The organism is Aeromonas crassostreae, from assembly GCF_054052445.1.
This window is the reverse complement of record NZ_JBSTYM010000036.1, coordinates 1-20,029: the sequence shown is the minus strand read 5'-3', so window position 1 is coordinate 20,029 and position 20,029 is coordinate 1. Positions and strand designations below refer to the sequence as shown.

The 20,029-nt window shown below is 62.8% G+C and carries 14 protein-coding genes and 1 tRNA gene; 7 read left to right on the top strand and 8 right to left on the bottom strand.

The annotated features are described in order from the left end of the window. Nucleotides 1–177 precede the first annotated feature (177 nt). The 3 genes from pstA to tadA all read right to left on the bottom strand — a co-directional run bounded on the left by pstA (nt 178) and on the right by tadA (nt 4,779). Nucleotides 178–1,827, bottom strand: a complete 1,650-nt coding sequence (gene pstA / locus ACW5W4_RS17945) for a phosphate ABC transporter permease PstA (protein WP_456690300.1) — start codon at nt 1,825–1,827, stop codon at nt 178–180. Between the two features lie 14 nt (nt 1,828–1,841). Beyond that, nucleotides 1,842–4,079, bottom strand: a complete 2,238-nt coding sequence (locus ACW5W4_RS17940) for an ABC transporter permease subunit (RefSeq protein WP_456690299.1) — start codon at nt 4,077–4,079, stop codon at nt 1,842–1,844. Between the two features lie 187 nt (nt 4,080–4,266). Next, nucleotides 4,267–4,779: a tRNA adenosine(34) deaminase TadA gene (tadA, locus tag ACW5W4_RS17935; RefSeq protein WP_408794645.1), complete on the bottom strand. Its 513-nt coding sequence runs from the start codon at nt 4,777–4,779 to the stop codon at nt 4,267–4,269. A gap of 238 nt (nt 4,780–5,017) precedes the next feature. Between tadA and ACW5W4_RS17930 the strand changes: the two genes are divergently transcribed. The 3 genes from ACW5W4_RS17930 to aceA all read left to right on the top strand — a co-directional run bounded on the left by ACW5W4_RS17930 (nt 5,018) and on the right by aceA (nt 9,164). Then, nucleotides 5,018–5,094 (top strand) — tRNA-Pro (locus tag ACW5W4_RS17930). Between the two features lie 1,076 nt (nt 5,095–6,170). Then, nucleotides 6,171–7,778: a malate synthase A gene (aceB, locus tag ACW5W4_RS17925; RefSeq protein ID WP_456690298.1), complete on the top strand. Its 1,608-nt coding sequence runs from the start codon at nt 6,171–6,173 to the stop codon at nt 7,776–7,778. Nucleotides 7,779–7,850: 72 nt separating this feature from the next. Continuing rightward, the gene (aceA, locus tag ACW5W4_RS17920) at nt 7,851–9,164 is read left to right on the top strand and encodes an isocitrate lyase (RefSeq protein WP_427262736.1); all 1,314 of its coding nucleotides are present in this window, start codon (nt 7,851–7,853) and stop codon (nt 9,162–9,164) included. Between the two features lie 326 nt (nt 9,165–9,490). Here aceA and hda read toward each other — a convergent pair whose 3' ends face one another. The 3 genes from hda to upp all read right to left on the bottom strand — a co-directional run bounded on the left by hda (nt 9,491) and on the right by upp (nt 12,116). Beyond that, complete coding sequence (hda, locus tag ACW5W4_RS17915) at nt 9,491–10,192, bottom strand: DnaA inactivator Hda (RefSeq protein WP_041998276.1); 702 nt, start codon at nt 10,190–10,192, stop codon at nt 9,491–9,493. 114 nt (nt 10,193–10,306) lie between these two features. Beyond that, the gene (locus ACW5W4_RS17910) at nt 10,307–11,320 is read right to left on the bottom strand and encodes a DUF2066 domain-containing protein (RefSeq protein ID WP_456690297.1); all 1,014 of its coding nucleotides are present in this window, start codon (nt 11,318–11,320) and stop codon (nt 10,307–10,309) included. Between the two features lie 169 nt (nt 11,321–11,489). Next, the gene (upp, locus tag ACW5W4_RS17905) at nt 11,490–12,116 is read right to left on the bottom strand and encodes a uracil phosphoribosyltransferase (RefSeq protein ID WP_041998280.1); all 627 of its coding nucleotides are present in this window, start codon (nt 12,114–12,116) and stop codon (nt 11,490–11,492) included. Between the two features lie 178 nt (nt 12,117–12,294). Between upp and purM the strand changes: the two genes are divergently transcribed. Both purM and purN read left to right on the top strand, forming a co-directional pair. Beyond that, complete coding sequence (gene purM, locus ACW5W4_RS17900; RefSeq protein ID WP_427262739.1) at nt 12,295–13,332, top strand: phosphoribosylformylglycinamidine cyclo-ligase; 1,038 nt, start codon at nt 12,295–12,297, stop codon at nt 13,330–13,332. Nucleotides 13,333–13,340: 8 nt separating this feature from the next. After that, on the top strand, nt 13,341–13,985 hold the full coding sequence (gene purN, locus ACW5W4_RS17895; RefSeq protein WP_456690296.1) for a phosphoribosylglycinamide formyltransferase: 645 nt from the start codon (nt 13,341–13,343) through the stop codon (nt 13,983–13,985). A 94-nt stretch (nt 13,986–14,079) separates the two neighbouring features. On the opposite strand, the gene ACW5W4_RS17890 is transcribed toward purN, so the two are convergent. After that, complete coding sequence (locus ACW5W4_RS17890) at nt 14,080–14,868, bottom strand: class II glutamine amidotransferase (RefSeq protein ID WP_456690295.1); 789 nt, start codon at nt 14,866–14,868, stop codon at nt 14,080–14,082. A 63-nt stretch (nt 14,869–14,931) separates the two neighbouring features. Then, the gene (lpcA, locus tag ACW5W4_RS17885) at nt 14,932–15,510 is read right to left on the bottom strand and encodes a D-sedoheptulose 7-phosphate isomerase (RefSeq protein WP_408794627.1); all 579 of its coding nucleotides are present in this window, start codon (nt 15,508–15,510) and stop codon (nt 14,932–14,934) included. 236 nt (nt 15,511–15,746) lie between these two features. Between lpcA and fadE the strand changes: the two genes are divergently transcribed. Together fadE and ACW5W4_RS17875 are read left to right on the top strand one after the other, a co-directional pair. Beyond that, nucleotides 15,747–18,203, top strand: a complete 2,457-nt coding sequence (gene fadE / locus ACW5W4_RS17880) for an acyl-CoA dehydrogenase FadE (protein ID WP_456690294.1) — start codon at nt 15,747–15,749, stop codon at nt 18,201–18,203. 221 nt (nt 18,204–18,424) lie between these two features. After that, complete coding sequence (locus tag ACW5W4_RS17875; RefSeq protein WP_456690293.1) at nt 18,425–19,942, top strand: HD domain-containing phosphohydrolase; 1,518 nt, start codon at nt 18,425–18,427, stop codon at nt 19,940–19,942. Nucleotides 19,943–20,029: the final 87 nt, after the last annotated feature.

Here is a 20,029-nt window from a genome sequence, read left to right as displayed (position 1 = left end):
TGTCGGTCGGCGTGATGCTGTGCATCTGTTTGCTGTCTCGACATCACGCCAGGGCGCCGCATCAATGCTCCAAGGAGCGGAACTTCTCGCGCACACATGGCTGCGAATGCCAGTGATGTCGGTCGGCGTGATGCTGTGCATCTGTTTGCTGTCTCGACATCACGCCAGGGCGCCGCATCAATGCTCCAAGGAGCGGAACTTCTCGCGAAGGTGGTTACGAATACCGATGGCCGTCAGGTTGAGGCCCACGATCACCGTCACCAGCAGGAAGGAGGTGGCATAGACCAGGGGCCGGGCCGCCTCCACGTTCGGGCTCTGGAAGCCCACATCATAGATGTGGAAGCCCAGATGCATGAACTTGCGCTCCACGTGCAGGTAGGGGAAGTTGCCGTCCATCGGCAGGGTCGGTGCCAGTTTCACCACCCCCACCAGCATCAGCGGCGCCACTTCACCGGCAGCCCGCGCTATCGCCAGGATGAGGCCGGTCATGATGGCCGGGCTCGCCATGGGCAGCACGATGCGCCACAGGGTCTCGGCCTGGGTGGCCCCCAGGGCCAGGGAGCCCTGACGTACCGTGCTCGGGATCCGGGCCAGCCCCTCCTCGGTGGAGACGATCACCACCGGCAGGGTCAGGATGGCCAGGGTCAGCGCGGACCAGATGACGCCAGGGGAGCCAAAGGTCGGGCTCGGCAGCGCTTCCGGGTAGAACAGCTGGTCTAACGAACCACCGAGCGTATAGACGAAGAAGCCCAGACCGAATACGCCATAAACGATGGAGGGCACCCCCGCCAGGTTGATCACCGCGATGCGAATGAGCTTGGTCAGACCGTTCTTGCCCGCGTACTCGTGCAGGTAGACGGCGGCCACCACCCCCAGCGGGGTCACTATGATGGCCATCAGTATCACCATGAAGACGGTGCCGAAGATGGCCGGGAAGACGCCACCCTCGGTGTTGGCCTCACGGGGTTCGCCGCTGACGAACTTGCCTATCTGATGGAACCAGTGACCTATCTTGCCCAGCAGGCTCATGTCGTTGGGCCAGACCACGTCCAGCACCCTGGACATGGGCATCTCCACCTCGACGCCGCGCATGTCGCGTACCTTGATGGCATCGCGATCCGCCTGGCGCCTGAGCTCGAACAGCTCCTTTTCCAGCACCTGATAGTCGGCGTTGAGGGCATCCCGCTGCCGGGCGAGATCCGCCTTGACCTCATCGGTCAGCTCATCGTCCAGCTCGGCCTTGCGCTCTTTCAGGCGCAGCTTCTCGAGCTGATAGTTGATGCTGCCTATCTCGCCCTTTTGCAGATCATTGGCCTGCTCGGAGAGCCGGTTGCTGCGATCCAGCATCCGCGCCATCACCTGGTGCAGATCCTGGTCTATGACCCGACCATCCTCGCGCACCGAGCTGATGTAGCCATAGAAGTTGCCATTGGTGCTGCGTTCGAGCACCGCCAGCTCCTTGGGCTGGCTGCGGGAGAGGATGTCGGTCTCCAGCAACCAGCGAAAATCCAGCCCCACGAACTCGCGGTTGCCGGTCTTGACCAGATAGCGAGTCAGGTCGGTACGATCCTCGCCGGCCAGCGCCAGACCGGAGGCGCGCAGCCGCTCCACCGGTACCAGTTCCCGATCGTTGATCTCGCCGATCAGCACGCTCTTGCTGCCGTCGGCACCCTGCACCTGCCACTCATAGATGGGGTGCGGCCAGAAGTAGACCAGACCACGCCAGCCGATGAGCAACAACAGACCCAGCACGGCGACCAGACTCAGGCTGACGGCACCGCCCGTCATCCAGATCCAGGGGGCCCCTGATTTAAACCACTTACCCATTGTCGATTCCTTCACTACAGGGAACTGTATTTTTCACGCAGACGCTGGCGGACGAACTCGGCCAGGGTATTGACGAGAAAAGTGAACACAAACAGCACGAAGGCCGCGAGGAAGAGCACCCGATAGTGGGAACTGCCCACTTCCGACTCCGGCATCTCCACCGCTATGTTGGCGGCCAGGGTGCGCAGCCCCTGGAACATGGAGAAGTCCATGATGGGGGTATTGCCGGTGGCCATCAGCACTATCATGGTCTCGCCCACGGCGCGGCCAAGGCCCATCATCACCGCCGAGAAGATGCCCGGACTCGCGGTCAGGATCACCACCCGGGTCAGGGTCTGCCAGGGGGTCGCCCCCAGGGCCAGTGATCCCTGGGTCAGGTGTTTGGGCACCGAGAAGACCGCGTCTTCGGCGATGGAGAAGATGGTCGGGATGACCGCGAAGCCCATGGCGATGCCGACCACCAGGGAGTTGCGCTGGTCAAACTTGATACCCATCTCGTTGGTGAGCCAGCTGCGGGTATCGCCGCCGAAGAAGGCATGCTCCACCGCCGGGCTCAGGGTCAGGGCCAGCCAGCCGATGAAGAGCACCACAGGGATGAGCAGCACCGCCTGGCTCCCTTCCGGCACGCACTGCTTGAGCTTGCCCGGCAGCCCATGCCAGGCCAGAGCGGTCAGCAGCATGCCCAGGGGCAGCATGATCAGCATCATGAAGATGCCGGGCAGATAATCCTCGACGATGGGGGCGAGCCACAGACCGGCCAGGAAGCCCAGGATCACGGTTGGCAGCGCCTCCATGATCTCCACCGTCGGCTTGACGAACTTGCGCATGCCGGCGGACATGAAGTAGGCGGTATAGATGGCCCCCGCAATGCCGAGCGGCACGGCGAACAGCATGGCGTAGAAGGCCGCCTTCAGGGTACCGAACGAGATGGGGATCAGGCTCAGCTTGGGCTCGAAGTCGTTGCTGGCGGAGGTGGACTGCCAGACATACATGGGCTCGGGATACCCTTCGTACCACACCTCCTGCCACAGGGCGGACCAGGTCACCTCGGGGTGCTCGTTCTCGACCGAGAAGGTCTTGATCTCGTTGCCCTGTTGCAGCAGGAGCAGGTTGTTGCGAGGGGAGATCGCCAGGCCGTTGAAGGCACCGCCGTCAATCTTCTCGCCGAGCAGCTTGGATTCACCGGTGGCGTGGAAGAAGTTGATGGCGCCATCCTGGCTGCCGGCGACGAAGCCCTTGCGAAACAGCTCGGGGGTGAGCTGCGCCACGGCACCGTCACTCTTGAAGTCGCGGATGTAGGTGAACTCGCGTTTCCCCTCCCTCGCTACCTCGAACCACTGTGAGATGACGCCGTTGTCATTGCCCACCAGGATGGAGGAGGCCCCCGCCAGCAGCGCCAGCTGGGTGACGTTGGCATCGGGGGCATTGATGTTGAGCACGCTGCGCAACTGGATGTCATTGAGGTTCTGGATGTCATAGACGGAGAGACGGTTGCCCGAACGCACCAGCAGGATGCGCAGGTTGGGGGTCAACAGCATCTGATCCACCTGACGGGGCAGCGCCGGGATCGGGTAGCTCTGGCTGGTCCACTCCACCTCGCCCGAGATGAAGTTCTCCTCGCCGCTCAGCACCGCCATGACGCCACGGCCATCCTGGGTCAGGGCGGCCGCCACCATCTTGTCCTTGGCCGCCTCGAACACCAGCTGGCTCAGGGGCTGGCCCTCGGGATCCACCGAGATGGGCGCCTCACCAAACGGATAGGAGAGTTGCGGCTCAATGAGGCGCACGTCCCCCGGGTAGCTCACCTTGAACCTGGGCTCCACCACCAGGGCCTTGCCATCGGTGAAACCATAGGCGAGGTAGGTCTTGCCCGGGGTCGGGATCGCCACCGCGCTGATCTCGCCCGGCACCTGGGCACGGGCGATGGCCTCCCCCACCTTGAAGCGGGCATCGTCTTGCAGCGCGAAGAAGTTGACCTCCCCCTTGTCGCTGAAGCGATACCCTATCTCGTTTTGCTCCTCGACCCCGATCCAGGCGGTCTTGTCCTTGATGGGCAGAGAGAAACTGGCGAGCGGCTCCATGGAGGCGCCATTGAAGATGGGCTTCACCACGTAGAGCAGATAAAAGAAGATAAGCAAGAGCGCCACCAGGACCAGGGTTCCCCCCGTGGTGACGCCATATTTGGCCAATGTGTCCTTGATCCGGCGTTTTCTACTGCCCGCCATGATCAGGTGAATCGATTCCGATGACATGCAAAACCTCAATGTGAGCTAGGCTTGGCGGCATTATATGGCGGTTGCATGACAGTTTTGTTACATGGGGCGGGAGTTTATTGCGACTAGCGAGCCGGGTGTGAAACGGTCAACTGACTGAATAACAACATGAAATTGATGCTCCCTCCCCTAGGACCCAACCGGAGAGGAAAGCAGGGCCTGACCCTCACCCCTGCCCAGGGGGGAGCCCGTCGGCAGAGGGCCGGTTCCTTGCCGCCTTCTGCTCGGCGCGGCGGCGCTTGAAGAAGGCGGAGAGCTGGGCGGAGCACGCCTCGGCCAGTACGCCGCCGCACAGCGTCACCCTGTGGTTGTGGCGGGGGTCTTGCAATATGTTGAACACCGAGCCCGCCGCCCCCGTCTTGGGATCCGTCGCCCCGAACACCACCCGTTTGACTCGGCTGTGGATGAGGGCCCCGGCGCACATGCAGCAGGGTTCCAGGGTCACATAGAGGGTGGTATCGAGCAGACGATAATTTTGCAGTCGCACGCCGGCGGCCCGGATCGCCATGATTTCGGCATGGGCGCAGGCATCGTGGCCGGTGATGGAACCATTCCACCCCTCTCCCACCACCTCATCCCCCAGCACCAGCACGGCGCCGACCGGGATCTCTCCCATCTCCTCCGCCCTGGCGGCCAGGGCCATGGCGTGTCTCATCCAGATTTCATCCTGTGCAGACATCTCGGCGTCCAAGGTCGCTCCCCTTTGTTCAAAACAGCCAGTGTGAAAAATTGCTCGACAACGGGCCCGCAAAGGCCGGTTGAAATGGGGGGCGATTATGCCAAATCCCCCCGGATAGCCCAAGAAACATCTGGGTTGCGCAATAAAGAAGCAGTCGGCATCTCTCTGATAAAAAAGGACTTGCGCCGAAAGGACCATCTCATTAGACTTCACCTCCGTCAGCCAAGGTTGACGCAGTCGGCGTGTAGCGCAGCCAGGTAGCGCACTGTCATGGGGTGTCAGGGGTCGGAGGTTCGAATCCTCTCACGCCGACCATCATTCCCCGAAAATAGCCCAGTCTCGTGACTGGGCTATTTTTTTGCACGCGCCAACTTACTCGCTCTCGGTGATCCACGCTCGAGGAGCCAGGGGCCTTGCCAGCGACACTCCACCCCCCACCCCCCAACAGAGAGAACAGAGAGGGGTGTCAAGGTCGGACCATTTTTTATACAGAACCGCTTGAGCCTTTGCCAATTAGTCGCTAGGATATGCGCCTTTGTGCCGGCACACGCTGCAGGGATGCGGAAAATTCGGGGTCAGGAAGCTCCCCACCGGCTTGCAATCTACCCAGAGGCAAGCAGACATGACCACCCAGCATCCCCCCCATACCCCCGCCCAGGAACCCGATGATGAGCAGGTCGTTCGCCTCGACATCATCGATCTCGCCGAGCCCGACGAAGAGTATTGAGGGGACACGCCAGCGCCCTTCACTCCTCCTCGCCCCCCTCCCAGCGCAGGGGTGCGCATAAAAAAGTGTTATATGTCGCATTGACATAAAATAACAGTTTATCATTCTGATGCCGCCGTGCTTGGGCCCAAGGCGTCCTCGCTGGCATCCGACACAAACCTACGTTATTGCGCTCCAATCCCGGACTTGTCCCAGCGTCGGCTCCACCCGAGCGCCCTCCCCTCCACCAGTTTTAAACAGCGTCCGTCTCCCCTTGCCAGACAAGCCTCCCGTCGGCCCGCGCCCGAGGCGACCCTATTCATACAGCCGTTTACTTTCAGCCTGGAGTCGAGTCGGGATCCCTCCTTGCATATGTAATTAAATTACGTAACTTGCAACAAAACCCCCTTGGCCGAGCCGCCCAGCAGAGCCGTCGGCAGCGGCCCCTCCCGTGAGAGCATATCCATCTGGTTTGAGTTTTTACTCAATTCTTTCAATCCCATAAAAAACATCAACTTAACCACCAGATGAAAACAGGTGTTTAAAAAAACAAGTTGACGTAACTGATTATTTTCAGCACCGTAACATCCATGTTACTTGCCTCTCTCGCAAGGACACGGAACAGGGATTCGACTTTAGTCGTAGTTATTGAGTTCTAAATGTAACTTTTCACAGGAGTGACCCCATGTCGGCACCGGCCCAGCCCCTCTGCAGCGATCGCCTTCGTATCCAAGGCCCCATGCAACCCGAGTACGCACAGATAGTGACGCCGGAAGCGGTGGCCCTGGTGTCAGAGCTGGTGGAACATTTCGCTCCCCAGCGCCTGGCCCTGCTCAAGCAACGCATCGCCCGCCAGGCCCGCATCGATGGCGGCGAGCTGCCGGACTTCCTGCCGGAAACCGCCCATATCCGCGATGGCGACTGGAAGGTGCGCGGCATTCCCGCCGATCTGCAGGACCGCCGTGTGGAGATCACCGGCCCGGTCGAGCGCAAGATGGTGATCAACGCCCTCAACGCCAACGTCAAGGTGTTCATGGCCGACTTCGAGGACTCATTGGCGCCGGCCTGGAACAAGGTGATCGAGGGGCAGATCAACCTGCGCGATGCGGTGAACGGCACCATTGCCTATACCAGCCCGGAGGGGAAGGCCTATACCCTCAATCCCAATCCCGCCGTGCTCATCTGCCGGGTGCGCGGCCTGCACCTGCCGGAAAAACACGTCACCTTCGATGGCGACCCCATCCCCGGCGGCCTGTTCGACTTCGCCCTCTATTTCCTGCACAACTATCAGGCGCTGCTGGCCAAGGGCTCGGGCCCCTACTTCTACCTGCCCAAGCTGCAGAGCCACCTGGAGGGGCGCTGGTGGAGCGAGGTGTTCGCTTGGACCGAAGACAGGTTTGGTCTGCCCCGGGGCACCATCAAGGCCACAGTGCTCATCGAGACCCTGCCGGCGGTGTTCGAGATGGACGAGCTGCTCTATCAGATGAAGGATCACATCGTCGCCCTCAACTGCGGCCGCTGGGATTACATCTTCAGCTACATCAAGACCTTGAAGAACCATCCCGATCGGGTGCTGCCGGACCGTCAGGTGGTCACCATGGACAAGCCCTTCCTCTCTGCCTACTCGCGGCTGCTCATCAAGACCTGTCACAAGCGCGGCGCGCTGGCGATGGGGGGCATGGCCGCCTTTATCCCGGCCAAGGATCCTGCAGTCAACGAGCAGGTGTTTGCCAAGGTACTGGCGGACAAGCAGCGCGAGGCCGACAACGGCCACGACGGCACCTGGGTGGCCCATCCGGGCCTCGCCGATACCGCCATGGCGGTGTTCAACGCCGCCATCCCGGCGGATGCCCAGAACCAGATCGGCGTGCTGCGCGAGCAGGATGCTCCCATCACCGCCGCCGACCTGCTGGCCCCCTGCGAGGGAGAGCGCACCGAGGCCGGCATGCGCACCAACATCCGGGTCGCGCTGCAATATCTGGAAGCCTGGATCGGCGGCAACGGCTGCGTGCCCATCTATGGTCTGATGGAAGATGCGGCCACCGCCGAGATCTCCCGCACCTCCATCTGGCAGTGGATCCGCCACGGCAAGAGCCTGTCGAACGGCCAGGTGGTGACCAAGGCGCTGTTTCGCCAGATGCTGGCCGAGGAGCAGGAGGTGGTCAGAGGCGAAGTGGGCGAGGCCCGCTGGCAGGCCGGACGCTTTGCCGAGGCGAGCGAGCTGATGGAGGAGATCACCTGCGCCGATACCCTGATCGATTTTCTGACGCTGCCCGGTTACGAGCGGCTCTGAATCCGGGCCCCGGGTGGGGCTCGCCAATAACAAGTCAATGGACACGTGAAATCAATGAAAGAGGGAACTGATATGGCACTGACCCGTGAGCAACAGATCCAGGCTATCGAGAAAGACTGGGCAGAGAACCCCCGCTGGAAAGGGATCAAGCGCGGCTACAGCGCCGAGGACGTGGTGAACCTGCGCGGCAGCCTGCAGCCGGTGCACACCCTGGCCCAGCGCGGCGCCGACAAGCTGTGGGAGCTGATCAACGGCGGCGCCAAGAAGGGCTACGTCAACTGTCTCGGCGCCCTGACCGGCGGCCAGGCGGTGCAGCAGGCCAAGGCGGGCATAGAGGCTATCTACCTCTCCGGCTGGCAGGTGGCGGCGGACAACAACTTGTCTTCCACCATGTATCCGGATCAGTCCCTCTACCCGGCCAACTCCGTGCCGTCAGTGGTGGAGCGTATCAACAACTCCTTCGCCCGGGCCGACCAGATCCAGTGGGCCAACAAGGTGGGCCCGCAGGATGCCGGTTTCATCGACTACTTCCTGCCGATCGTCGCGGATGCGGAAGCCGGTTTCGGCGGCGTGCTGAACGCCTTCGAGCTGATGAAAGGCATGATTGAAGCGGGCGCCGCCGGGGTGCACTTCGAAGATCAGCTGGCTTCCGTGAAAAAATGCGGCCACATGGGCGGCAAGGTGCTGGTGCCGACCCAGGAAGCGGTGCAGAAACTGGTCGCCGCCCGCCTGGCCGCCGACGTCTGCGGCACCACTACGCTGGTGATCGCCCGCACCGACGCCAACGCCGCCGACCTGCTGACCACGGACGCCGACCCCTACGATGCCGGCTTCCTGACCGGTGAGCGCACCAGCGAGGGCTTCTACAAGGTGCAGGCCGGTATCGAGCAGGCCATCTCCCGCGGCCTGGCCTATGCTCCCTACGCCGACATGGTGTGGTGCGAGACCGCCAAGCCCGATCTGGACGAGGCGCGTCAGTTTGCCGAAGCCATCAAGGCCCAGTACCCGGACAAGATCCTGGCCTACAACTGCTCTCCTAGCTTCAACTGGAAGAAGAACCTGGACGATGCCACCATCGCCCGCTTCCAGCAGGCGCTGTCCGACATGGGCTACAAGTACCAGTTCATCACCCTGGCGGGTATCCACAACATGTGGTTCCACATGTATGAGCTGGCTTACCAGTACGCCCGCGGCGAGGGAATGAAGCACTACGTCGAGATGGTGCAGCAACCTGAGTTTGCCGCTGCCGAGCGGGGCTACACCTTCGTGGCACACCAGCAGGAAGTGGGCACCGGTTACTTCGACAAGGTGACCACCGTCATTCAGGGTGGCCAATCCTCGGTGACCGCGCTGACCGGCTCCACCGAAGAAGACCAGTTCCACTAAGGTGATGGCTGGAGTGGTGCCGACAAGGTGACCCCTTCAGCCAACTATCCAGGGTGGCCAATCCTCGGTGACCGCGCTGACCGGCTCCACCGAAGAAGACCAGTTCCACTAAGGTGATGGCTGGAGTGGTACCGACAAGGTGACCCCTTCAGCCAACTATTCAGGGTGGCCAGTCTTCGGTCACAACCTTAACGGGTTCCACCGAAGAAGATCAGTTCCACTGAGAGGCAGTGCCCCTTGAGATAGCAAAACCCCGGCCTGGTGCCGGGGTTTCTTTTTGTCTGTTATTACCTAATGTCACTCATGCTCAAACACACCCAATGGGCTCAGAGTTCGAGGATCTCTTTGACAAAGGGGATGGTCAGCTTGCGCTTGGCACGAAAGGAGGCATTGTCGAGCTGATTGAGGGTGGTGAGCAGGGTGCGCATGTCGCGGGACAGGCGGTTGAGCAGGAAGCGGCCCACGTCGATGGGCAACTTGAAGCCCCGCAGCTCGGCCCGCAGTTGCAGGGCACTGAGCTTGCCTTCGTCGTCCAGCTCGTCGAGGTGGAAACTCACCCCCCAGTCGAGGCGGGAGGCGAGATCCGGCAGTTGCAACCCCAGCTTGCGCGGCGCGCTGCACCCCGTCACCACCAGGGTTCCCTCCCCCTTCTCCTGCCAGCGATTGTAAAAATCGAACAGGGCCCGCTCCCAGAGCGCGTTGCCGGCGATGGCCTCCAGGCTGTCGAGGCAGACCAGGGGCAAGCTTTCGAGGGCATCGAGCATGCTGGGGTCCAGCTGTTCGAACTGATCGAGGGAGAGGTAGGCGGCCGCGGCATCCCGGGCATTGACCTCGGCGCAGGTGGCATGGAGCAGATGGGAGCGACCCGATCCCTTGGCGCCCCAGAAATAGAGGAAAGGCGCACCCTGACCGATGGCGGCATTCTTGAGGGCCGTGATCAGATGGGCGTTGTTGCCGGGGTAGAAACTGACGAAGGTTTCATCATCCGGGAGTTGTACGGCTAAAGACAGTTGGGCCGGTTGCTTCACTCGTTGGGCTTTGACTGTGACATTTGCGGGCTAGTGTAACATCGCCCGGCCCGATAGAGAACCGGCCGGGCCCCGCCCCGCGCCCCCCCGCGCCCCCGCCCGGCCCCCTCAGGATCAGCGTTGCGACCATCGGTAACGCAGGCTTCCCTCGGCAGGCAGAGGCTGCAACCTGGGCTCCAGCTCCAGGCTGCGGACGAGATCGGCCTGATCCCCTTGCAAGGTGAGGGAGAAGTTCACCTTGTCGCCATCGAGCTGGCCTATGGTGACCTGGCTGACGCTGGCCATGCCCTGCAGCAGCTTCTGCAGGCTGATCATCTCATCGATGCCCTGCACCCCTTCCACCAGCAGGGTCTGGGTAGAACTGGTCGCCCCGAGGCGGGCGCCGTACTGCTCCACCAGCCAGGCGGCCAGGCCGTCGGCCAGCTGGCTGGCCACCTCCTCCCGGGAGCCTTGCGCCTCTCCCTGGGTCAAGGGTTCGGCCGCACCCGACTTGGGGCCATAGAGGGTCCAGGTCAGGTTCCATCCCTCCTCCTTGGCCGCCAGCTGGCCCAGCAACACCATCTCGGCGCCGTAGCGCTGGCTGGCCTGGAGAATGGGGCCGGCAAAACGGCCCCAGACATCGGTGGCGCTCACCGCCATGCTGTCATCCAGATCCATCAGCGGAATGCTGACCGGCAGCCCCAGCACCCGGGCCTGGCTGCGCAGTGCCGTTGACCAGCCATCGCCGGACTGATCCGAGATGATGCGCCGCTCGGCGTCATCTTCCACCAGCCAGAGTGCCAGTTGCGGCCGGGCCGGGCCCAGCAGGGCGTAATCGCTGCCCGCGATCAGGGCATTGACCTTGGCCGGGATGAAGTTCGCCTTGAGCAGCTTCACCTCCCCCTCATCCTGATAGCCATAGCGCTGCACGAAGGCCTTGGGATCCGCCAGCGCCTTGACCACCTCGGGCTTGTCCACTATGTCGCGCTTGCCGCTCACCTTGATCAGCACCTGGGCCAGGGCCTGACCCTGGGCCGCCTGCATGTCGCCGCTGGTGGGCGCCATCCCCTGATAGAGGTCATCGAGCTGGGCGGCTCCCACGGCGCAGGCAAACAGGGCACCACAACAGGCGAGCAGGAATTTGGACATGGGCAAGGACTCTCTGGCAAAGATGGGATAGCGCCATGGTAGCGGCAAGCCACGCCCGCCAGCAAGCCGGGCGCCCGCAATGAGACCGGCAAGACGCCCAAAGCGCGCCGCAAACGACGAAGCCGACCCTGGGGTCGGCTTCGCAAATGGCGAGGGAATGCGCTTGGGCTTACTTGGTGCCGAAGATCTTGTCCCCGGCATCCCCCAGACCCGGGACGATATAGCCCTTCTCGTTCAGGCCATCATCGATGGCGGCGCAGTAGACCTCCACGTCCGGGTGGGCCGCTTCCAGGGCCTTGAGCCCTTCCGGCGCCGCGACCAGCACCAGCACCTTGATGGAGTGGCAGCCTTTCTTCTTGAGCAGGTCGATGGTGGCGATCATGGAGCCGCCGGTGGCCAGCATGGGGTCGATGACCAGGGCCAGACGCTCCTCGATGTTGCTGACGATCTTCTCGAAGTAGGGCACCGGCTGCAGGGTCTCTTCATCGCGGTAGATGCCGACCACGCTGACCCGGGCGCTCGGCATGTGCTCGAGCACACCGTCCATCATGCCCAGACCGGCACGCAGGATGGGCACGACGGTGACCTTCTTGCCCTTGATCTGGTCGACTTCCACCGGGCCGTTCCAGCCGTCGATGGTGACCTTCTCGGTTTCAAAGTCAGAGGTGGCTTCATAAGTCAGCAGGCTGCCGACCTCCTTGGCCAATTCACGGAAGCGTTTGGTGCTGATATCGCCTTCGCGCATCAGACCAATCTTGTGTTTGACCAGGGGGTGCTTGGCTTCGATGACCTTCATTATTATCTCCTCTAACTGCCGCAAGAAAAATCGCGGAATCATACAACAAAAAGCGCCATCTGTAGAGCATTTCCCGGCAAAAACGCGCAAACGATTTCCTTTCAGGTTTTCGGCCCCGGCTGGTAGAATACGCCCCGAATTTTACCCTCCACCTCTATACATGACGGGGACTACTCGCGTGACTGACAAAACCTCACTGAGCTACAAGGATGCTGGCGTTGATATCGATGCCGGCAACGCACTGGTTGAACGCATCAAGGGCGTGTCCAAGCGCACTCGTCGTCCTGAAGTCCTTGGTGGTCTTGGCGGCTTTGGGGCCCTGTGTCAAATTCCTGCGGGCTACAAGGAGCCGGTACTGGTCTCCGGTACCGATGGGGTGGGCACCAAGCTGCGCCTGGCCATCGACCTGAAGAAACATGACACCGTGGGCATCGATCTGGTGGCCATGTGCGTCAATGACCTCATCGTGCAAGGCGCCGAGCCCCTCTTCTTCCTCGACTACTATGCCACCGGCAAGCTGGACGTGGACACGGCCGCCGCCGTGGTCACCGGCATCGGCACCGGCTGCGAACAGTCCGGCTGCGCTCTGGTGGGCGGCGAGACCGCCGAAATGCCGGGCATGTATGAAGGGGAAGACTACGACATCGCCGGTTTCTGCGTCGGCGTGGTCGAGAAGAGCGAGATCATCGACGGCAGCAAGGTCGGCGAAGGGGATGCCCTGATCGCCCTGGCCGCCAGCGGCCCCCACTCCAACGGTTTCTCCCTGGTGCGCAAGATCCTGGAAGTCTCCCAGGCAGACGTGCATCAGCCCCTGGGTGAGACCACCCTGGCCAATGCCCTGCTGGAGCCGACCCGCATCTATGTGAAACCCGTGCTCAAGCTCATCAAGGAGTGCGAGATCCACGCCCTGTCCCACATCACAGGTGGCGGCTTCTGGGAGAACATCCCCCGCGTGCTGCCCGCCAATACCCAGGCAGTGATCGACGAGCAGAGCTGGCAGTGGCCGGCGGTGTTCAGCTGGCTGCAGCAGGCGGGCAACGTCACCCGTCACGAGATGTACCGTACCTTCAACTGCGGCGTCGGCATGATCATTGCCCTGCCCGCCAGCGAGCTGGACAAGGCACTGGCCCTGCTCAAGGCAGAAGGCGAGCACGCCTGGCACATCGGCCACATCGCCAAGGCGGCCGATGGTGAGGAGCAGGTCATCATCCGATGAGCCGTCCCATGACCCGTATTCTGGTGCTGATCTCCGGCAGCGGCAGCAACCTGCAGGCCATCCTGGATGGGTGCGCCCAGGGCAGGATCGACGGCCAGGTCGTGGCCGTCATCAGCAACAAGGCCGATGCCTATGGTCTGGTACGGGCCGAGCAGGCCGGGGTGGCAACCGAGCTGCTGTCCCACCAGGGCTTCGACAGCCGCGAGGCCTATGATGCCGCCCTGATGGCCCGCATCGACAGCCACCAGCCCGATCTCATCGTGCTGGCCGGCTTTATGCGGATCCTGACCGGGGACCTGGTGCGTCACTATCAGGGGCGGATGCTCAACATCCATCCCTCGTTGCTGCCGAAATACCAGGGATTGCACACCCACCAGCGCGCCATCGATGCCGGCGACCGCGAACACGGTGCCAGCGTCCACTTCGTCACCGAAGAGCTGGATGGCGGCCCCGTGGTATTGCAGGCCCGGGTGCCCATCTTCCCGGAAGACGAGGCAGCGGATGTGGCGGCCCGGGTCCAGACCCAGGAGCACAGCCTCTACCCCCTGGTGGTGCAGTGGTTTTGTCAGGGACGCCTGCGCTGCGATGGCGAGGGCGCCTGGCTCGATGGCGCCCTGCTGGGCCCGGCTGGCCATGCCAGCGACGAATCCTGAACCGCCCACAGGCAACAGAGACAGCAAGAGGGAGGCCCATGGGCCTCCCTCTTTCATTGAGCGATGTGGTTACCCGACCCTTTGGCCGCCAGGATCAGGCGACGCCGGCACCGCCCCGTGACACCAGCTCGCCGAGACGGAACAGGCAATGCTCCCCCGCCGCCATGGGCTGCCAGGATTCGTTACCGGTCAGCGGCCGGGTCGCAATCAGGGTGACCACATCGTTGGGGGTGGTCTCGCTCTGAAAGTCGATGGCCACGTCCTCGTCGAGCAGGCGCGCCTCGCCGAAGGGGGCTCGCCGGGTGAGCCAGTGCAGATTGTTGCTGCAATAGGTCATCACGAATTCCCCATCGGAGAGCAGCATGTTGAACACCCCCAGGGCACGCAGCTCGTCGCACAGGGTGGCCAGATGGCGGAACATGGCCGGGAAGTTGGCGGGACGGCGGGGGTATTTGTGCTCCAGCCGGTCGAGCAGCCAGCAGAAGGCGTGCTCGCTGTCGGTGTCGCCAATGGGCCTGTGTCGCCCGGTCGCCAGCTTCTTGTAGCCGGTGAGCTGGCCGTTGTGGGCGAAGGTCCAGTTGCGACCCCACAGCTCCCGGGTGAAGGGGTGGGTATTTTCCAGCGACACGCAGCCCCGGTTCGCCTGGCGGATGTGGCTCACCACGGCGCGGCTCTTGATGGGCAGCGCCTGCACCAGCCTGGCGATGGGGGACTCGGCGCTGGGCTGCGGATCCTTGAAGGTGCGACACCCCTTGCCCTCGTAGAAGGTGATGCCCCAGCCATCCTTGTGGGGCCCCGTCTTGCCGCCCCTCAGCATCAGCCCGGTGAAGCTGAAGCAGATATCGGTCGGCACATTGGCACTCATGCCGAGCAGTTCACACATGTTCTTCCCCTCTCCACCCGGGCAACGTCGGACTCAGCGGTTGCTGCATCATGGCGTCCGCCCTTACTCGGCCATCTCTTTTTCGACCAGTTGGATCAGGATATGGATCACCTTGATGTGGATCTCCTGAATGCGGTCGGCGTAGCCGAAATGGGGCACCCGGATCTCGACATCGGCCAGACCCGCCATCTTGCCGCCATCCTTGCCGGTCAGGGCGATCACCTTCATGCCCTTGGCATGGGCCGCCTCGATGGCTTTGAGGATGTTGCCGGAGTTGCCGCTGGTGGAGATGCCGAGCAGCACGTCGCCACGACGGCCAACCGCCTCCACGTAACGGGAGAAGACATGGTCATAGCCAAAGTCGTTGGAGACGCAGGAGAGGTGGCTGGGATCCGAGATGGCGATGCCGGGATAGCCGGGACGATTCTCGCGGTAGCGGCCGGTCAGCTCCTCGGCAAAGTGCATGGCGTCGCAGTGGGAACCACCGTTGCCACAGGAGAGCACCTTGCCCTCTTGCTTGAAGGAGTCAGCCAGCAAGCGGGCGGCCGCCTCGATATTGTTCAGATTCTGCTCATCGGCCAGGAATGCCTGCAGCACGCCAGCCGCCTCGGTCAGTTCATTGCGGATCAAGTCTTGGTACATGATATCTCTTCCAAAATGTCGTCGCGGCCATTCTCGCACAAGCCGGGGAAGGAGTCGCCCCCGGCCAGGCAGTGGCTGCGTCAAATTGCGTTATGGCGCTCACATCGCCAAGGTAACAAGCTTGTAAACGGCTTGATAATTTTTTGCCCATGGATTACAACAGAGGCCATATCCAACAGGTCAGACCTCTGGATGAGTTAAGCCAATCTGGCATTACATCACGCAAGGAGCAAGCAATGACGACGACCCTCACTCTGCTCGGGGTGATCCTGGTTATCGGCGCCCTGGCTTATCGCCGGGTGTCCCTGTTTATCTCGACCCTGGCAACCCTGGCCGCCCTGGTGCTCGGCACCCTGTTTGGTCATGTGCCCCTGCTGGTCTGGGCCCTGTTCGCCCTGATAGCCCTGCCCCTCAACCTGGTGGATTTTCGCCGAAGCCAGCTGACCAAACCGCTGTTTCGACTCTATAAATCCATCATGCCTGAGATGTCCCGCACCGAGAAGGAAGCCATAGAGGCGGGCACCACCTGGTGGGAAGCAGACTTGTTTGCCGGCAATCCGGACTGGAAGAAACTGCATGCCATTCCGGTCAGCACCCTGTCCGCCGAAGAGCAGGCCTTCATGGATGGCCCGGTGGAAGAAGTGTGTCGCATGGTCGATGACTGGGAAGTGACCCACGAGCGGGCGGATCTCTCCCCCGAGGTGTGGCAGTACCTCAAGGACCACAAGTTCTTCGCCATGATCATCAAGAAGAAGTACGGTGGCCTGGAGTTCTCCGCCTACGCCCAGTCCTGCGTGCTGCAAAAGCTGTGCGGCGCCAGCGCCGTGCTCGCCTCCACCGTCGGCGTGCCCAACTCCCTGGGGCCGGGCGAGCTGCTGCAACACTACGGCACCGAGGAGCAGAAAGACCACTACCTGCCCCGCCTGGCGGTCGGCAAGGAGATCCCCTGCTTCGCCCTGACCAGCCCGGAAGCGGGTTCGGACGCAGGCTCCATCCCCGACGTCGGCATCGTTTGCAAGGGCGAATGGGAAGGGGAAGAGGTGCTCGGCATGCGCCTGACCTGGAACAAGCGCTACATCACCCTCGCCCCCATCGCCACCGTGCTGGGGCTGGCCTTCAAGCTGCGCGACCCGGATCACTTGCTGGGTGAGGAAGAGGAGCTCGGCATCACCTGTGCCCTGATCCCCACCGACATCGACGGAGTCGAGATAGGCCGCCGCCACTTCCCCCTCAACGTGCCGTTCCAGAATGGCCCGACCCGGGGCAACGACGTGTTCGTGCCGCTGGACTTCATCATCGGCGGCCCGGCCATGGCCGGTCAGGGCTGGCGCATGCTGGTGGAGTGCCTGTCGGTCGGTCGCGGCATCACCCTGCCCTCCAACAGCACCGGCGGCGTCAAGATGCTGGCCCTGGCCACCGGCGCCTACAGCCGCATCCGCCGCCAGTTCAAGCTGCCCATCGGCAAGATGGAAGGCATTGAAGAGCCTCTGGCACGGCTGGGCGGCAACGCCTACCTGATGGGCGCCGCCGCCAAGCTGACGGTGACCGGCATCGATCTGGGTGAAAAGCCCTCGGTCATCTCCGCCATCGTCAAGTACCACCTCACCGACCGCGCCCAGAAGTGCATCATAGATGCCATGGACATCCACGGCGGCAAGGCCATCTGCATGGGCCCGAACAACTACCTGGCCCGCGGCTACCAGGGTGCCCCCATCGCGGTGACGGTGGAAGGGGCCAATATCCTGACCCGCAGCATGATCATCTACGGTCAGGGCGCCATCCGCTGCCACCCTTACGTCCTGCCGGAGATGCTGGCCGCCAGCCATCCGGACAAGGAGCAGGGGCTCAAGGACTTCGACAAGGCCATGTTCCGCCACGTCGGTTTCGCGGTCAGCAACCTGGTGCGCAGCGTCAGCCTGGGCATCACGGGGGCGTGCATCGCCGGCGCCCCCTTCAAGGACGCCACCCGCGGCTACTATCAGCAGCTGACCCGGCTCTCCGCCAACCTGGCCTTCCTGTCCGACATGGCCATGGGCACCCTGGGAGGCGAGCTCAAGCGCAAGGAGCGGGTCTCCGCCCGTCTGGGCGACGTATTGAGCCAGCTCTATCTCGCCTCCAGCGCCCTCAAGCGCTTCGATGACGAGGGTCGTCAGCAGGCGGATCTGCCGCTGCTGCACTGGGCACTGCAAGATGCCCTGTTCAAGGCCCAGGAGGCCATCGACGAGCTGCTGCGCAACTTCCCGAATCGCTGGATTGGCCTGGCCCTGCGCGTCATCGTGCTGCCGCTTGGCCGCGACCTGAAGCGCCCCTCCGACAAGCTCGACAGCCAGGTCGCCCGCCTGCTGCAAACCCCGAGCGCCACCCGCAGCCGTCTGGCCGAAGGCCAGTATCTGACGCGCGAAGAGGGCAACCCCTTCGGGCTGCTGGAGCAAGCCCTGGACGACGTGCTGGCCGCCGAGCCGCTGTTTGACAAGGTGTGCAAGGCAGAGGGCAGCAAGCGCCCCTTCACCCAGCTCGACCAGGTGGCGGACGCCGGCCTGGCACTGGGGGTCATCAACCAGAGCGAGGCCGACCTGCTGCGCCGCGCCGAGGCGAGTCGCCTGCGCACCATCAACGTCGATGACTTCGATCCCATCGATCTGGTGGCCAACAAGGCACTGTTCGAAGCGTCCGCCTATCACAGGGCGGCATGAGCCCGCCGCTGACACCCACGCCTCCCATCGGGAGGCGTTTTTTTATCCCCATAGCGACCCGCGTCCCCTGCCAGTCGCACCAGCCTGTCCCCCTCCCCGTCCCGGGCACCGTTCGTCCCGTCAGGGCGAAGCCGATCGAGTTCGCTATTTGTATTTCAATGAGTTTCCTAACCCAGGCGAAGCGGTTAAGGTAGGCAGAAGGTGAAACACAGGATCCGGATATGGATGATGACATCCTGATTATCGATGACGAGCTGATGCCTCTTCAGGATAAACAGCAGACAGGCTGGAAGGTGATGATAGTAGACGACGAACCGGAAGTTCATCGCATCACCAAGCTCACCCTGAACAAATTTGAATTCGATGGCAAACCCATCAGCTTCCTGGATGCCTACTCGGCCGCCGACGCCAAGGTCCTGCTCAAGCAGCATCCGGACGTGGCCCTGCTGCTGCTGGACGTGGTGATGGAGGCGGACGACGCCGGTCTTGAGGTGGTGCGCTACGCCCGCGAGGTGTGCCACAACAAGCTGGTGCGCATCGTGCTTCGCACCGGCCAGCCGGGCCAGGCGCCAGAAGATGACGTGGTCAACAACTACGACATCAACGATTACAAGGACAAGACCGAGCTCACCTCCCAGAAGCTGCGCACCCTGCTGCGCGCCAGCCTGCGCTCCTACCGCGACATCTGCGCCCTCGAGAGCCATCGCCAGGGGTTGGAGAAGGTCATCCAGGCCTCCAAGGGGATCTTCGACAAGCTGGCCCTGCGCCAGTTCGTCGAGGGGGCCCAGGCCCAGCTCTGCACCCTGCTCAACCTGGAAGAGTCGCAGATCTACAACGTCAGACAGTCCACCTATGAGCTCAAGGATCAGATGCTGGTGCCGCTCTTGCCCGGCAAGGAGCCGATACGGCTGCACGACGCCCCCGCCATTCTGCAGGAGGCCATGAGCCGTTCGGCCAACGTCTACCAGGGTCATGAGATGGTGCTCTACTGCCAGAACCGCAGTCATCACCTGCTGTTCCACATCGAGGCCCACCGGCCCTTGAGCCAGATGGACACCGGCCTGCTCAGCCTGTTCACCGAAAACATCATAGTGGCGCTGGAAAACATCCGGCTCAACGAGCTGCTCGCCGACAACGAGCGCGAGATCATCTACCGCATCGGCGAACTGGTGGAGTCGCGCTCCAAGGAGTCGGGCCTGCACGTCAAGCGGGTGGCCCTCTATACCGAGCTGTTCTGCCAGCTGCTCGGCATGGACGAGGAGCAGAGCGAACTCATCAAGCGCGCCTCCCCCTTGCACGACATCGGCAAGGTCGGCATTCCCGATGCCATCTTGCACAAGCCCGGCAAGCTGGAGCCGGCGGAGTGGGAGATCATGAAGACCCATGCCCAGCTCGGCCACGACATGCTGAGCGGCAGCAAACTGGCCCTGTTCCAGATTGGCGCCACCATCGCCGGCAACCACCATGAGAAGTGGAACGGCAGCGGCTATCCCAGGGGCCTGGCCGGGGACGCCATCCCCTTGGTGGGGCGCATCGTCGCCCTGGCGGACGTGTTCGATGCCCTGGGCTCGGATCGCTGCTACAAGCAGGCCTGGCCGCTGGATGAGGTGCTCGCGCTCATCCGTCGGGAGCGGGGGGAGCATTTCGACCCTCAACTGGTCGATCTGATGATGGCAAACCTCGACGGCTTCCTGGCCATTCGCGACGCCTACCGGGATCCCTTCATCGGCGCCCACTGAGCCAGGAGCGCCATGCCCATGACAACGAAGCGGGCCGCCCCGGGGGGGGCGGGGGGGGGGGGGGGGGGCGGGGGGGGGGGGTTGGGG

What these genes read in the sequence shown, in the direction of transcription:
- upp (WP_041998280.1), bottom strand. Translation starts at nt 12,116, where the DNA reads ATGAAGGTCATCGAAGCCAAGCACCCCCTGGTCAAACACAAGATTGGT.
- purN (WP_456690296.1), top strand. Translation starts at nt 13,341, where the DNA reads ATGACCCGTATTCTGGTGCTGATCTCCGGCAGCGGCAGCAACCTGCAG.
- lpcA (WP_408794627.1), bottom strand. Translation starts at nt 15,510, where the DNA reads ATGTACCAAGACTTGATCCGCAATGAACTGACCGAGGCGGCTGGCGTG.
- aceB (WP_456690298.1), top strand. Translation starts at nt 6,171, where the DNA reads ATGTCGGCACCGGCCCAGCCCCTCTGCAGCGATCGCCTTCGTATCCAA.
- tadA (WP_408794645.1), bottom strand. Translation starts at nt 4,779, where the DNA reads ATGTCTGCACAGGATGAAATCTGGATGAGACACGCCATGGCCCTGGCC.
- aceA (WP_427262736.1), top strand. Translation starts at nt 7,851, where the DNA reads ATGGCACTGACCCGTGAGCAACAGATCCAGGCTATCGAGAAAGACTGG.
- fadE (WP_456690294.1), top strand. Translation starts at nt 15,747, where the DNA reads ATGACGACGACCCTCACTCTGCTCGGGGTGATCCTGGTTATCGGCGCC.
- pstA (WP_456690300.1), bottom strand. Translation starts at nt 1,827, where the DNA reads ATGGGTAAGTGGTTTAAATCAGGGGCCCCCTGGATCTGGATGACGGGC.
- ACW5W4_RS17875 (WP_456690293.1), top strand. Translation starts at nt 18,425, where the DNA reads ATGGATGATGACATCCTGATTATCGATGACGAGCTGATGCCTCTTCAG.
- ACW5W4_RS17910 (WP_456690297.1), bottom strand. Translation starts at nt 11,320, where the DNA reads ATGTCCAAATTCCTGCTCGCCTGTTGTGGTGCCCTGTTTGCCTGCGCC.
- ACW5W4_RS17890 (WP_456690295.1), bottom strand. Translation starts at nt 14,868, where the DNA reads ATGTGTGAACTGCTCGGCATGAGTGCCAATGTGCCGACCGATATCTGC.
- ACW5W4_RS17940 (WP_456690299.1), bottom strand. Translation starts at nt 4,079, where the DNA reads ATGTCATCGGAATCGATTCACCTGATCATGGCGGGCAGTAGAAAACGC.